Annotated in this window: 15 protein-coding genes; 7 read left to right on the top strand and 8 right to left on the bottom strand. The window is 62.6% G+C overall.

The annotated features are described in order from the left end of the window. Positions 1-43: 43 nt before the first annotated feature. Positions 44-1,966 carry a threonine--tRNA ligase gene (gene thrS / locus DQG19_RS11560; protein ID WP_116126406.1) on the bottom strand — a complete coding sequence of 641 codons (1,923 nt, stop codon included), beginning with the start codon at positions 1,964-1,966 and terminating at the stop codon, positions 44-46. An 838-nt stretch (positions 1,967-2,804) separates the two neighbouring features. On the opposite strand from thrS, the gene DQG19_RS11555 reads away from it, so the two are divergent. Next, positions 2,805-3,236, top strand: a complete 432-nt coding sequence (locus tag DQG19_RS11555; protein WP_116126405.1) for a TonB-dependent receptor plug domain-containing protein — start codon at positions 2,805-2,807, stop codon at positions 3,234-3,236. A 12-nt stretch (positions 3,237-3,248) separates the two neighbouring features. Here DQG19_RS11555 and DQG19_RS11550 read toward each other — a convergent pair whose 3' ends face one another. The 4 genes from DQG19_RS11550 to DQG19_RS11535 are packed head-to-tail and all read right to left on the bottom strand — an operon-like array spanning position 3,249 to position 7,345. Beyond that, positions 3,249-3,872 carry a DUF4230 domain-containing protein gene (locus DQG19_RS11550; RefSeq protein WP_116126404.1) on the bottom strand — a complete coding sequence of 208 codons (624 nt, stop codon included), beginning with the start codon at positions 3,870-3,872 and terminating at the stop codon, positions 3,249-3,251. Next, positions 3,872-4,765, bottom strand: coding sequence for a DUF3108 domain-containing protein (locus DQG19_RS11545; protein ID WP_116126403.1), 894 nt, complete (start codon positions 4,763-4,765; stop codon positions 3,872-3,874). Before DQG19_RS11545 ends, DQG19_RS11550 begins: the two co-directional genes overlap by 1 nt. Then, positions 4,762-5,718, bottom strand: coding sequence for a lysylphosphatidylglycerol synthase domain-containing protein (locus tag DQG19_RS11540; RefSeq protein ID WP_116126402.1), 957 nt, complete (start codon positions 5,716-5,718; stop codon positions 4,762-4,764). The genes DQG19_RS11545 and DQG19_RS11540 overlap by 4 nt, the downstream gene beginning before the upstream one ends. A 43-nt stretch (positions 5,719-5,761) precedes the next feature. Further along, positions 5,762-7,345 carry a GxGYxYP domain-containing protein gene (locus DQG19_RS11535; protein ID WP_116126401.1) on the bottom strand — a complete coding sequence of 528 codons (1,584 nt, stop codon included), beginning with the start codon at positions 7,343-7,345 and terminating at the stop codon, positions 5,762-5,764. 228 nt (positions 7,346-7,573) lie between these two features. Between DQG19_RS11535 and ruvC the strand changes: the two genes are divergently transcribed. The 3 genes from ruvC to DQG19_RS11520 are packed head-to-tail and all read left to right on the top strand — an operon-like array spanning position 7,574 to position 9,203. Further along, positions 7,574-8,149 carry a crossover junction endodeoxyribonuclease RuvC gene (gene ruvC, locus DQG19_RS11530; RefSeq protein ID WP_116126400.1) on the top strand — a complete coding sequence of 192 codons (576 nt, stop codon included), beginning with the start codon at positions 7,574-7,576 and terminating at the stop codon, positions 8,147-8,149. Beyond that, positions 8,146-8,712, top strand: a complete 567-nt coding sequence (locus DQG19_RS11525; RefSeq protein ID WP_116126399.1) for a Crp/Fnr family transcriptional regulator — start codon at positions 8,146-8,148, stop codon at positions 8,710-8,712. Before ruvC ends, DQG19_RS11525 begins: the two co-directional genes overlap by 4 nt. 56 nt (positions 8,713-8,768) lie before the next feature. Further along, positions 8,769-9,203 (top strand): SRPBCC domain-containing protein, encoded by a 435-nt coding sequence (locus DQG19_RS11520; protein WP_116126398.1) that lies wholly within the window; start codon positions 8,769-8,771, stop codon positions 9,201-9,203. Here the strand turns inward: DQG19_RS11520 and DQG19_RS11515 are convergent. Genes DQG19_RS11515 through bcp form a run of 3 tightly spaced genes read right to left on the bottom strand, consistent with a single transcriptional unit; the run spans position 9,189 to position 11,595 of the window. Then, the gene (locus DQG19_RS11515) at positions 9,189-10,472 is read right to left on the bottom strand and encodes a flavin-containing monooxygenase (protein WP_116126397.1); all 1,284 of its coding nucleotides are present in this window, start codon (positions 10,470-10,472) and stop codon (positions 9,189-9,191) included. The two genes, DQG19_RS11520 and DQG19_RS11515, sit on opposite strands and share 15 nt — an antisense overlap. A 37-nt stretch (positions 10,473-10,509) precedes the next feature. After that, positions 10,510-11,136: a LysE family transporter gene (locus tag DQG19_RS11510; protein ID WP_116126396.1), complete on the bottom strand. Its 627-nt coding sequence runs from the start codon at positions 11,134-11,136 to the stop codon at positions 10,510-10,512. Next, on the bottom strand, positions 11,137-11,595 hold the full coding sequence (gene bcp / locus DQG19_RS11505; protein ID WP_116126463.1) for a thioredoxin-dependent thiol peroxidase: 459 nt from the start codon (positions 11,593-11,595) through the stop codon (positions 11,137-11,139). It abuts the gene before it with no gap. 53 nt (positions 11,596-11,648) lie between these two features. Here bcp and DQG19_RS11500 point away from each other — a divergent pair, with 53 nt between their 5' ends. From DQG19_RS11500 to DQG19_RS11490, 3 genes are all read left to right on the top strand, one after another. Continuing rightward, the gene (locus tag DQG19_RS11500) at positions 11,649-11,858 is read left to right on the top strand and encodes a hypothetical protein (protein WP_116126395.1); all 210 of its coding nucleotides are present in this window, start codon (positions 11,649-11,651) and stop codon (positions 11,856-11,858) included. 58 nt (positions 11,859-11,916) lie between these two features. Beyond that, positions 11,917-12,807 carry an ROK family protein gene (locus DQG19_RS11495; protein ID WP_116126394.1) on the top strand — a complete coding sequence of 297 codons (891 nt, stop codon included), beginning with the start codon at positions 11,917-11,919 and terminating at the stop codon, positions 12,805-12,807. Positions 12,808-12,982: 175 nt separating this feature from the next. Then, a complete protein-coding gene (locus DQG19_RS11490) occupies positions 12,983-13,432 on the top strand; it encodes a cupin domain-containing protein (protein ID WP_116126393.1) in 450 nt (149 codons plus the stop codon).

The raw sequence follows: 13,432 nt of genomic DNA, 5'->3' as shown, positions 1-13,432 counted from the left end.
CGGAAGGTGCTTCTTCTCTGTGGCACCTATGTAATTGATTCTCTTACAGTTGCGACCGGAAGAAAGCCACAAACTCCTCCACGGACATAGCTCCCCGGTCGCCTTCGCCCTGTACGCGCACGGCTACCTGTCCGTTCTCGACTTCCTTCTCACCAACGATGAGCATGAAGGGGGTGCGCTTGAGCTCGGTGTCGCGGATCTTGCGGCCGATAGTTTCGTTGCGGTCGTCGACGGAGCCGCGGATATCGTGCTTGGCCAGTTCGACCAGGACCTCACGGCTGTAGTCGTTGAACTTCTCGCTGATGGGCAGGAGGGTGATCTGTTCGGGGGTGAGCCAGAGCGGGAACTTGCCCCCGGTGTGCTCGATCAGGATCGAAGTGAAGCGCTCCAGGGAGCCGAAGGGCGCCCGGTGGATCATTACCGGCCGGTGGGGCTGGTTATCGGTGCCGATGTACTCCAGCTCGAAGCGCTCGGGCAGGTTGTAGTCGACCTGCACGGTGCCAAGTTGCCACTGCCGGCCGAGGGCGTCGCGCACCATGAAGTCGAGTTTGGGACCATAGAAGGCCGCCTCACCGTAGGCGGTGACGGTCTTCATGTCGATTTCCTTACAGGCGTCGATGATGGCCTGCTCGGCGGTTTTCCAGTTCTTTTCCGAGCCGATGTACTTTTCGGGGGTTTCCGGATCGCGGAGGCTGATCTGGGCGGTGACGTCGTCGAAGCCGATCATGCCGAGGACTTCGCGCACGATGTCGACCACGGCCAGGAATTCACCCTTCACCTGGTCAGGCATGCAGAAGATGTGGGCATCGTCCTGGGTGAAGCCGCGTACGCGGCTGAGGCCGTGCAATTCGCCGGTTTGCTCGTAGCGGTACACGGTGCCGAACTCCGCGAAGCGCAGGGGCAGTTCCCGGTAGCTGCGGGGGCGAAACTTGTACATCTCGCAGTGGTGTGGGCAGTTCATGGGCTTGAGCAGGAACTCCTCGCCCTCCTTGGGGGTCTTGATGGGCTGGAAGCTGTCCTCGCCGTACTTGTCCCAGTGGCCGCTGGTCACGTACAGCTCTTTCTTGCCGATATGGGGGGTGGTCACCTGCTGGTAGCCGGCGTTCTCCTGCCGCTCCCTGAGGTAGTTGATGAGGCGTTCGCGCAGTTGGGTGCCCTTCGGTAGCCACATGGGCAGGCCGGCGCCCACCTTTTCGCTGAACATAAAGAGCTCGAGCTCCTGGCCGAGCTTGCGGTGGTCGCGTTTCTTGGCTTCTTCGAGCAGTTCGAGGTGCTCCTTGAGTTCCTTGGCCTTGGGGAAGGAGATGCCGTAGATGCGGGTGAGCTGCTTGCGCTTCTCGTCGCCAAGCCAGTAGGCACCGGCCACCTTCATCAGTTTGATGGCCTTGATGGCACCGGTGTTGGCAATGTGGGGGCCACGGCAGAGGTCGGTGAAATTGCCCTGGGTGTAGAAGGTGATGTTGCCGTCCTGGAGACGGTCGAGGAGCTCTAGCTTGTACGGGTCCTGCTTCTCCTTGAAGTAGGCCACGGCGTCGGCTTTGCTGACGTCCTTGCGGACGTAGTCTACCTTGCGGCGGGCCAGTTCAAGCATCTTCTCTTCGATCTTCGGCAGGTCTTCGCTGCTAATACTGCGGTCGTCGCCGGTATCGATATCGTAGTAAAATCCGTTCTCCACAGCGGGGCCGATACCGAGCTTGACGCCCGGATAGAGCTCCTCCAGTGCCTCGGCCATCAGGTGGGCCGTGCTGTGCCAGAAGGTTTCCTTGCCGCCCTGGTCGTTCCAGGTAAGCAGTTCCAGCTTGGCGTCTTCGTTGATGGGGCGGTCGGCGTCGATCACGGTGCCGTTGACGCGGGCGCTGAGCACGTTGCGGGCCAGGCCGGCGCTGATGCTCTGGGCGACGTCCATGGCGGTACTGCCGGCTTCATACTGACGGACGCTGCCGTCGGGGAGGGTGATGTCGATCATCGGATAGGGCTTTTTGCCTGCATACGAGCGCAGGTTTCGGGGCGCGAAGGTAACGGATTTACGCTTTCCGCCCCCTCTAACCTGTGACCTACGCAGCGGGCGGCTTCGTGTAGTTGCCCATGCGTTAATTTACACCATTGGTCAACGCGCGCCTAGTGCCAGTCGCCGGTAACCGCAAGTCCGGCCACCGGGCGTTCGCAATGGCGTTTCACTTACCACTCATGCATTTTCCCAGCTAGCTGTCTATTGGTGATGTCTTCGGTACCGGTGACTTGGAGTGGAGGGCCAGTGCCACGGGCAGACCGCAGGTCGCCCCCAATCTGCGCAATCCTACGTCAGTCCTGCGGGCCATCGCATTAGCCCTACGGGAATCTGCGGCCATCTGTGCTGAAGCGCAGCGCCTCTGTGTCAGCCGCAGGCGATCTGTGAGAAACCTTCCCCACCGTCTACCCTTCGTTCTTTTCCCTTGATGGAAAAGAACCAAAAGATCAAGCCTGTGCGCGCGCCTGATCGGGTTCCAGCCCCCAACCCGGCTAAAACCTACAAACTCGCGTTGGCGATACCCACTTCGATGGAGTAGGCTTCCGACTGTAGACGATTTGGCACCTCGCTACCCGTACCGGCTCATACAGTGTAGGTTTTTTCACGCCGGTTCGAAGTCCGGCCCCCGGGCGACCGCAAGGGCGGTCCTCCTACCCACTCATGCAGGTGACTGATTTGATGTGCATTGGTATTTCCCGTTATCGATCCCCGGAGCAGCGGGCGCCGGTGCCGTAGGCCACACCGCAGCCCACACCGTATCTTTAATGTCGGCTCTTCGATCACGCAATCCACAACTATGTACCGCCTCATCCTTTGTACCCTACTCGGGTTGCTGGTGGCCTCCTGCCATACCGGCCGGCCGGCTACCGATACCGAGCAAGCGCACCGGGCCACACGCAGCGCCCGCGGCGCCAATACCGTAGAGGTAGAGGCCGCTACCACCGGTGTCGACCTCACTTCCTACCTGCGGCAGGTGGCCGGCGTGATGGTGCGCGGCGAAGGCCCCTCGGCCACCATCCGGGTGCGCGGCGGTACGGCCTACAACGCCGATACTTCGCCGCTCTTCGTCGTAGACGGTACGGTGCTGGGCAACAACTTTTCCTCGGTCTACAACGCCGTCGACATCAACGATATCGCCCGCGTGACGGTGCTCAAGACCACGAGCGAAACGAACCGCTACGGTATGCAGGGGGCCAACGGCGTGATCGAGATCCGGATGAAAAACTGAGCGGACAACTCCCTATTCCAGTTCGGTCGGCGGCGCTTCCCCCTCCACGATCAGCTCGTAGCCGGCGCTGCGGGCCAAGTACCCGATCCCTTCGATTACGGAGTTGCCTTGCACCCGCGCCCGCGCCATCAGTTCGCTCTCGAGGGCGGCGTTGCGGAGGCGCTCCTTGGCGCGCCGGTTGAGGCGGCTGTAGTCATCGGCGTCGAAGGTGTTGAACCAGCTCTCGTTGAGGTCGCGGTAGATCAGTTCGTGGTCGATGGCCAGGATCTCCGGCTCGGGCAGGTTACTGATCGTCATCGTGCGCCGGTCGGGGTCGATGCGGATGTCCAGCTGCTCCAGGTCGTAGCCCACCAGTACCGTGCCGCGCACCTCCACCGTAGCCTGCTTGTCGAAGGAAAAGCGCGAGGGCAGCGGCAGGTAAAAGGTTACGTTACGGGAAGAAGTGGACGAAAAGAGCTCGCTCACGTCGCCCTCCACCGTGACCAGCTTCATCACGTTGCGCACGCGCTCCAGGAGCACGGTAGCTTCCTCGTGTACCTGCTGTTCCTGCCGGTGATTCTGGTATAGGGTAAGGGCGGCCATACCCAGCAGGAACGACAGCACAACGACGACGAGAGTGAGGACAGTACGGTTCATCAGTTGCCGACTTTAGCTTCCATGGGGTACCGCAGCCCGCGGTACGACTTCAGTACCGCCTTGACGCTGCCGACGCTCACGGGGGATTCGATGAGCAGCGGGATACGGTTGCGGTCGTCACTTACGTAGATCTTCATCTCGTCGCCCTCCGTAAAGAGGTCGCCGGTGATCAGCTGCGGGCTGAAACGCAGGGTATTGTAGTTGCCGCTGCCCTTGATCCGCACGTCGGCTTCGGGACCGAGGTAGCGGATCTTGAGGGGGTGCATCTCCTGGTCCATCAGGATCTTGATCGGTATCTCCTGGTTGCGCTGTAGGCCGTCGTAGTTCAGGTTGCGGGCGAAGTAGATGATGGAGATGAGATCGTGCATACAGGGGTCCACGTCCATGTGCTTCGGCTTCAGGTCGTCACGGGTCCGGCCGCGGTAGCTCACGATACGCTCCTCGTCCTGGTAAAAGGTAGTGCGGTCGTAGCGCGAGTATCCGCCCTCCTGGATGTCCTTGATGTGGATCTTTGGCAGCAGGGTCTCCTTGTCGAGGTAGCTCTCGTAGTTGTCGGTGACCTTGTAGAACCACTCGTAGCTCGGGTAGGTCCGTCCCCGTACGGTGATGCGGTACTGGTTTTCGAGCTCGTGGACGCGGAAGGTCACCTCGCCGGCGGCCAGCCACACGAAGTTCCAGTTGTAGTATAGCTTGTAGACGATCTCCTCCCCGGCACGGAAGGCGGTGTTGTCGATGCCGCAAACGTCGGGTGCCACCTGGGCGGGGTGCGCGGGTGCGGGGGCGGTGAGGGGAAAGTCGTCGGGCGTGGCTTCTTCCGGACCGGCCGCACCGGGATCCGGCCCCGGCAGGGCAAGAAACAGCAGCAGCAAGTATTTAAGACCGAAAGAATTCATGCAAGTTTGTTTGTCCGGACGATAAACCAGTATCCGGGGATCGACGGCAGCAGAACGTTAACGCCGAACAGGGCGGTATATGCTGCCAGTACCGCTACGGCGTCTTCTGGGTTGGCGGACCAGAGCAGGAGACCCAACTCCGTCCGCGTGACCAGGTTCAGGCCGGGGGGCAACGGGATGCCGGCCTGCACCAGGTAGATCGCCGCGATACCGGCCAGGCCCTTGCCCAGGGGCAATTCCAGCCCGAAAAACCAGAGCAGCAGGTACAGCTGCATACAGTAAACACCAAATCGCAGGCAGGCGTACAGGCTACTGCGAAAGATTAGTGTAATCGTAACGTTTTGCAGGGCTGTGCGGAGTGCGTCCACGTCCCGACCAAACCGCTTTTTCACCCATTGTAACAACCAGCGGGCGAATGGTTTACCTCCCAGACCGACGCCCAATAGGAGCAGCGGCCCCACCGGTAGCAACAGCCACAGGGGGATGCCGTCCAATACCCCCGGCAGCGCGCCCACCGTAAGTACCAGGGCCGGCCAGGCCAGCAGCAGGAAGGCCACCCACTGGCAGAGGCTGCCGAGCAGGGTAGAGGCGGTGACGGCCTCCCACTCCGCGCGCCGGGCCAGCAGCAGGCGGCCGCCGATCTCCCCGACGCGATTGGGCGTGGCGGCGCTCACGCTCACCCCGGCCAGCGTAGCCCGCAGTACGCGGCGGTAGGGCCAGCGGACAAAGGCGTCCAGCAGCAGTTGCCATTTGCGTGCCTCCAGTAGCCAGTTGAGGGGCATTAGCGCCAGGACAAGCAGGAGCACCCGTCCGTTACCGGGTCGGGCAACGGCCGCAACGAAGGCATCCCGGTCCAGCTGTCGGGACAGGCCGACGAACTGGTAAGCAAAAATCCCCAGCACGACCACCGCCAGCAGGCGGAGCCACCAGCGGATATGTACGGAGCGGGGCATGCCCGAAGGTATCGCCGCGCGATCGATCGAGCCGTGGGGTCGCTCACTCCGCCCCGGGCACCGCAAGGCCGTGTTGCTCGCGCAGGAGCAGGAAAAGGTGGTCCGGGCGCACCACGCGGTATTCCGGCCCCAGCTCGTCGGCCACCCGCCGGAAGGTGGTGGGGGTGGCTCCCTTCCAGGGCTGCGACTGGATAATGAGAAAGCGCGGTTCCTTACCGTCCCATCCTTCCGAAGCCTGGGCAATGTGGCGGCCCATATTCTCTTCGTCCCAGCAATAGTTGCAGGTAAGCGGCTTGACCGGCAGGCTGTCGCGGTAGATGGACAACGGCCCCCCGGTGTTCTGTGCGGTAAGGCCCAGCAGCGAGGGAGCATAACGGGCATACGTCTTGCCCGCGCGCGCGTCGACGCCCCCGGTGATCGTATTCCAGACGGTCGTCACCCGCAGGCCCGTAGAGCGGTTGTAGGCCTCCGTGCGCCGTACGTACTCGGCCAGGCGCTCGCCGTCTGGGTAGAAGTTGGGGTAGATATAGCCGAGCCCCGAGGGGCCCGAGATGAGGTTATCGTTATCGGTAGCGCTGTCGTAGTAGTAATTAAGTGCCCCGGGCATGGCGTCCCGCATGGCCGGCGATACCGTCCAGCCCAGGGGTACGGAGCCCCGTCCGGGGTCGGACCAGATCTTGCGCAGGGCGTGCTCGACGAACTGCAGGTTGTCCCCGTCGCTAAGGATGAAGGCCACGTAGATCTTATTTTCCAGCGCCGGAACCGGGGGGGCGGGCTTTATACGGATGGTGCGGTCGAATCCGCCGTGGACCGTCAGGTTGGAACTGAAATCGCTCGGGATGGTCGGAATTCCGAAGCTTGAGGCCCGCGTGATGCCCGGCGCTTCCTCGGGCCACCAGCCCAAGTAGTGGCCGTCGGGGGCCATGCTGCCGAGAAACTTGTCGAGCAGTTCGCTTTCTTCGGCCACTTCCGGATCGAGCCAGACGGTCGGCAGCGCGAGGGCGACCGCGTATTCCCGGATCGCCGATTTGATGATCGTGGGACTGATGCCCACCAGCAGGCGGCGGTCCTTATCCTGCCAGTGCTGCTCGTACAGCGTCTCGTACACCGCCAATTTGCTACTGAACCGGCCCCGCAGGTCCTCCAGAACGGGAAGGCGGTAGGGCGCCGCGCCGAGCCGTTCGGCCAGCCGGGGAGAGGCGATCACGGCACCGCGCTCACCGGCGAGCATAGTCGCCAGGTTTACCGTGTGCAGCTGTTCGGGATCGTAGACGATCAGCCCGGCGACTTCCCCGTGGTACTTATCCATCAGCGCCCAGGGGTCGCTGTGTTCAACGTAGTCGAGGCCCAGGGACTCCAGCCAGGTATACCGACCCTCACCGCCGTCGTTGCCTTCGTAGGCGAAAATGCGGGGTTGGGTATGGTTGACGATTCCCTTGAGGGAGGAAAAGAGGTACAACTCGTCCCCTTCCAGCCCCGCGCTGCCGCCTAGTACGACCAAATCCTGTACCGGAGCGGGTCGCGGAAAGGAGGGCAGCACCTGCCCCGCGGGCCAGGAGATCTGGGCAGCCCCGATACCCGACAGCAGGAGCAGCAAGGCGGTAAGCAGGAAGGCAGGAGTAGTCATCAACCCAAAGTAAGGATTTAGTCCGGTGACTAAAACGTATTAGTCGTTTGGCAGAACACGTATTCGGGGCACTTCGGCCTATCCTCCAAATAGTTTAATCCCACAGCCGAAAGCAAAAATTTGTTTCTCTTCCTAAATTCCTGCTACCTTAGGCCGACGAGATGTACCCTCGACTACGGTGTCAGCGTTGCAAAAACCGTACTTACTCATTCAAACACCCCAGCCCCCGTGGCTACGAATTCTACTCCCGAACCAGCCGTATACCGCATCCTGGGCATTGACCCCGGCACCGTTGTACTGGGCTTTGCCGTAGTCGAGGTACGTCCCCGCAGCCGACGGGTAATTGAGCTCGGCGTCCTGAAACTGGCCCAGCTCAAGGACCACGCCCGGCGGTTGGAGTTGATCCACCGCCGCCTGACGCAGGTGATCCAGGAACATTCGCCCACGGTCATGTCCATCGAGGCGCCCTTCTTCGGCAAGAACCCCCAGTCGATGCTGAAGCTCGGCCGCGCCCAGGGCGTATGCATGGCCGCGGCCATCGGTCAGGGCCTGGAAGTGACGGAATACGCCCCCCGCAAGATCAAGCAGAGTATCACCGGCAACGGCAACGCCAGCAAGGAGCAGGTAGCCGCCATGCTGGAAAATGAGTTCGACCTGGACAGCAGCCGCTACCTGGCCGACGCCACCGATGCCCTCGGGGCGGCCATGTGCCACTATTATCAGAACCGCAGCGCGGTACCGGGCGGCAAGCGCTTTTCCGGATGGGAAGGCTTCCTCAAGGCGAACGCCGACCGGATCAAATGATCGACCCCTACCAGTTACAGGACTACTTCGAACTCCCACCCGCGGAGCTTGAGCACCTGTCCCGCAAGTTCAGCCCGCTGCAACTGGCAAAGGGGGAGCACTTTCTGCGGCAAGGAAGTTACCGCCCCCGTATGGCCTTCGTTCGGACGGGCTATCTCCGCATCCTCACGGAAATCCACGGAAAGGAGGTCACGCAGTGGATTGCCCTGCCCGGCTACCTGGTCACCGACCTGGCGGCCCTCGTTTACGACCAGCCGGCCCGTTTTACCATCACGGCCCTCACGGACTGCGAGATGTCCGTGATTTCGGCCGCCGATTACGCCGGACTGGCCCGGGAGATTCCCGGCTGGTCGCGGGCCGAGCGCGGCTTCCTTGCGCACTGCTTTGTCACCCTCGAGAACCGCGTGCTGTCCTTTTTGTCCATGACCGCCCGCCAGCGGTACGAGTCCTTCTTTGCCGACCACCCCGAGCTATTTAATGCCGTTCCCCTGCAGTACCTGGCTTCCATGCTGGGTATGACCCCGGAGACCCTGAGCCGCATTCGCGCTGATCTCGCTTCTTGATCTGGATCAACCGGAGGGGGAGTAACGACCCCTAGTTTTGGAGAAAAGCAATCGTGATGCCCCTCCAATTGTCCACCTCCATCCGTATTCAAGTCACGCCTGGCCGCATCTGGTCGATCCTGACCGATTTCCCCCGCTACGCTGAGTGGAACCCGTTCATCACCCCTGCTACCGGTGAGGCCACCGTGGGTAGCAAGCTGAATCTCACGATTGCCGGTACCCGGTTCCGGCCCCGCGTGCTGGTCGCCGACCCCGATCGCGAACTCCGCTGGCTGGGTAGTCTCGGCATTCCGGGCATCTTCGACGGGGAACATTACTTCCTGCTTACCCCGCAGGCGGACGGCTCCACCCTCCTCGAACAGGGTGAGCGGTTCCGCGGCATACTGGTGCCGCTGCTCCGGTCAAAGTTGGAAAAGGACACGAGGGACGGCTTTATCGCCCTGAACGAAGCCCTGCGCGACCGCGCGGAGGGGGCATCAGTTCCGGTCTAGTTCCCGCTGCAGTCTGCGCAGGAAGGGATGGTAGTGTACCTCGATCGTGTGTCGCTTCGAACGCTGGAAGTCCCGGTCGATACGGTCGGAGTCGGCCTCGGCGCGGGCGCGCAGGTCGCGCGGCAGGGTATAGGAGCCTGCCATATAGGCCGCCGCGAGCCGGCTCTGGGCGTCGGAGAGGGGCCAGATCGCCCCCTGCGGCTGGAAGAGGCCGATGAACAGGAGGGTGGGGTACTCCGGATGGAACATGCGCAGGTACAGCGGAATCCGTTCGGCCTCCTCGTAGTCGATCAGGGCCCGGTCGAGAAAGGGAAAGGTGATGCGGTAGCCCGTAGCCGCTACGATAGTGTCGTACTCCTGCTCTTTTCCGTCGGCGAAGGTCACCGTTTTACCGGCCACTCCGGCGATGGCCCGCCGGGGATGCACCCTTCCGTGGCGAATCTTGTAAAGCAACTCCGAATTGAGGGTAGGGTGGGTGGTCGTTACGGGCACGGAGGGGGATTCCAGTCCGTAATCCGCGTAATTACCGACCATGGCCTTGACCGTGAGCCGGCGCAGACCCCGCTGTACGAATTCGGGAAAGTAGCGGAGGGTCCGGTTGAAGGTATCGACGGGTTTGCCCAGGAAGAACTTGGGCAGGATATAGTGCGCCCGCCGGATGCTGATGTCGGTACGCCGGGCCAGCCGACTGATCTCCACCGCGCAGTCGCAACCCGAATTGCCGCCCCCGATGACCAGGACCCGTTCGCCGGTAAAGGAACGGTTGTGTTTGTATTCGTGGCTGTGGAGGTAGCGCCCGGTAAAGGCGGCGCGCACCGCTTCCGGGTGGCGGGGCGCGTGGTGGTGCCCGTTGGCCGTCAGCAGGTAGTCGTAGGTGGCCGTATCTCCCCGTTCCGTGCTCAACTGCCAGCGCCCGTCGGGAAGCAGGCGGGCTTCGGTGATCCGGGTATTGAAGCGAATGTGCGGCCGGAGATTGAAGTGCCGGGCGTAGCTCCGGAAGTAGGCCAGCACCTGGTCGTGACTCGGATAGTCGGGGTAGTGGTCCGGCATCGGAAATTCCAGATAACCACTCAGGGATTTACTGCTGATGAGGTGGGTGGTTTCGCAGACGCTGCTGTGACCGGGCTCTTCGGAGTACAGCCAGTTGCCCCCGAGGTCGGCGTTTGCCTCGTAGCAGACTACCGCCAGGTCCTGATCGAGACAGTGTTTTACGGCGGCGAGGCCCGAGCAGCCCGCCCCGATGACCGCGACGCGTATGTCCTTTTGCATAGTACCAAGATAGGCGCCGCAGGCGCGGGCTGCCGGGCTACATCCAGACGCGCACCGCGAGCAGTATCCCAAACATGCCCAGGGCCAGGGCCCCCGCCCGCTGGGCCCGTTGCATGGTCGCGGGCTTGAGAAGCTCGCGCAACTTACGGGCACCGAGCACCTTGCCCGCGTCGGCTACGATGATGGTGCCCATGATGCCCGCGTAGATGGCCAGCGACTCGTAGCCGACGAGCTCACGGTTGTGGACCTGGGTAACCACGAAGGTCGACCAGAAGAAGGCCGTGAAGGGATTGAGGGTATTGACGGCAAAGCCCTGCGCCCAGCAGCTCAACAGGCCGCGGCGAGAGGGTATGATACGGTTGGCCTTGAGGCTGGGCGGCTTGCGGAACCACATCACCAGGGCGACGGCCAGCAGGAGGAGGGCACCGATGGTGCCGAAGATCTCGTTGAGGTAATCGTTTTCCAGTATACGCTCCAGGCCTTCCAGGCCGTAGTGGGCGATGGAGATGTAGAGGACGTCGCTGGTCCAGATGCCCAGGGCGGCGGCAAAGCTTGCCACCGTACCACGCCGCAGGCTCAGTTGAACCAGCAGGACCACCAGGGGGCCCACCAGCAGGGAGAGCACCAGGCCCGCCCGAATACCTTCCCAGACGTAGCCCAGCATCTAGGCCGTTTCGAGTAACTGGGCGGCGTGCGTCTTGGTCTTAACCTTCGTGATAACGCGCTCGATCGTCCCCTCCGCGTCGATGACGAAGGTGGTGCGGTGCACGCCGTCGTACTCGCGGCCCATGAACTTCTTCGGCCCCCATACGCCGTAAGCGTCCATGACGGCGTGGTCCTCGTCGGCAACCAGCGGCATGGGGAGATCGTGCTTGTCGATGAATTTGCGGTGTTTGGCCGGGTCGTCGGGGCTGACGCCGAGCAGGGCGTAGCCAGCCTCCCGCAGTTCGGCGTAGTGATCGCGGAGGCTGCAGGCCGCGGCGGTACAGCCGGGCGTATCGTCCTTGGGGTAGAAGAACAAGACCAGCTTCTTGCCCCGGTAGTCACCCAGGGAAACCTCGGATCCGTCCTGGAGGGTAGCGGTGAAGGGGGGAGCGGCGTCGCCGGCGTTCAGTGTCGTCATGCCCATTGAAACAAGGACCCCCCCACGGGGTTCAGAAAGGCAAACCCCCGCCCGTGCCTACCTCAACGCTGATTTTTGCCCTGGTTGTCATCGTCGTCGCCGTGCTGATCTACCGGCCGATCCTGCGCATCGCGCGGGCGGACATGGCCGAGCGCACGCAGGCGGGGCAGAGCAACGCCGTGGTTTACGCCCTGTTGCTGTTCCCGGTTTTCGGCCCGCTGCTCTACCTGCTGGTGCGCCGTGGGTTCCGGCCGGACGCGTAAAGGAAGGGACGAACCGGGGGGATGCCAGAAAAACGATACTTTGCGGCAAAGCAACGGCATGAAGTTTGGCATTGACCTGGGCGGTACCAAGATCGAAGGCGTCGTCCTGGACGGACAGGGCAAGGTGGTCGAGCGCCGGCGTATCCCCACGGAACGCGAAAAGGGCTACGACCATATTCTTTCGGGCATTGCCCGGGTCGTCCGGGAAATGGAGGAGGTCACCGGCCTTACCGCCGAGCGGGTAGGCATTGGCACGCCGGGTACGATCGACCCGCCTACGGGGCTGATGAAGAACAGCAATACCGTGGTCCTGAATGGTAAGCCGCTGGGGCATGACCTCGAACGGCTCATCGGCAAGCCTCTCGTCTTCGCCAACGACGCCAACTGCTTCGCGGTGGCCGAAACCCTCATGGGCTGCGTACCGGAAGAGGCGCCCGACGCCAAGGTGGTATTCGGCGTGATCCTCGGTACGGGCACCGGCGGCGGCGTCATCGTCGACGGCAAGATCATCGGGGGTGCCCAGGGCATCGGCGGGGAGTGGGGCCACACCTTTCTCGACGTCTCGGGCGGCCACTGCTACTGCGGTCGGGTAGGCTGTACGGAGCAGATCATCGCCGGGCCGGCCCTCGAGCGCTACTACCTGCGCATGAGTGGCAACTCCCTCACCATGCGCGAGATCGTGCCCCGCTTCCGGGCGGGCACCGACGCCGCGGCTACGCAGACGCTGGAGCGGTTTTTCCACTTCTTCGCCAAGGGGATCGCCAACATCATCAATGTCCTCGACCCCGACGTAGTGGTCCTCGGCGGCGGCCTGGGCAACATCGAAGAGCTATATACCCAGGGGGTACCGCAGGTGGTGGACCACCTCTTCAATCCGCGCATGGGCACCAAATTCCTGAAGCCCAAGCTGGGGGACTCGGCGGGGGTGTTCGGAGCCGCGCTGCTGTAACACGCTGCCTCCGGCAGCACAAGTACAATGCTGCCTCCGGCAGCACAAGTACAATGCTGCCTCCGGCAGCGGAAGCAAGAAGCGGTCTCCGACCGCGCGGGGTAGGGTTGCCCGCGGGCAAATCCCCGGTAAAACAAAGCCCCGAATCCTCCGGTTGCACCCAAAAAACCCAACCATGGCCGACCCCCAAAAACCCAGGATCCCCTACTGGCACGTCTACACCGACCAAAACGGCACCAGCAGGCAGAAGAAAGAATACCTCACCGGTTTCGAGCTGGAAAGCATGGGCGGCGATTCCGGCAGCCAGTGGAACAACAAACTGATGAAGGGGGCCACCCAAATCATCTTTAGCGAGCTGCCCGCCGACTTCGACGGCGACTGGCACGAAAACCCCGCCCCCCAGTGGATCATCCCGATCAGCGGCGGCTGGTGGGTGGAAACCATGGACGGGCAGCGGGTGGAGATGCGCACCGGCGAACTCAGCTTCGGCGCCGACCAGGGCACGACCGGTGAGAAGGGCCACAAGTCCGGTACCCTGGACGGCAAACCCTGCCGCATGATGATCGTACAGCTGAAGGACAAGAAAGAACTAGAGGGCGGCAAGGTGGCGCCGCACGCGCTGTAG

This window comes from Lewinella sp. IMCC34183, from assembly GCF_003390915.1.
GTDB lineage: Bacteria > Bacteroidota > Bacteroidia > Chitinophagales > Saprospiraceae > Neolewinella.
This window is presented reverse-complemented; position numbering and strand designations above follow the sequence as displayed.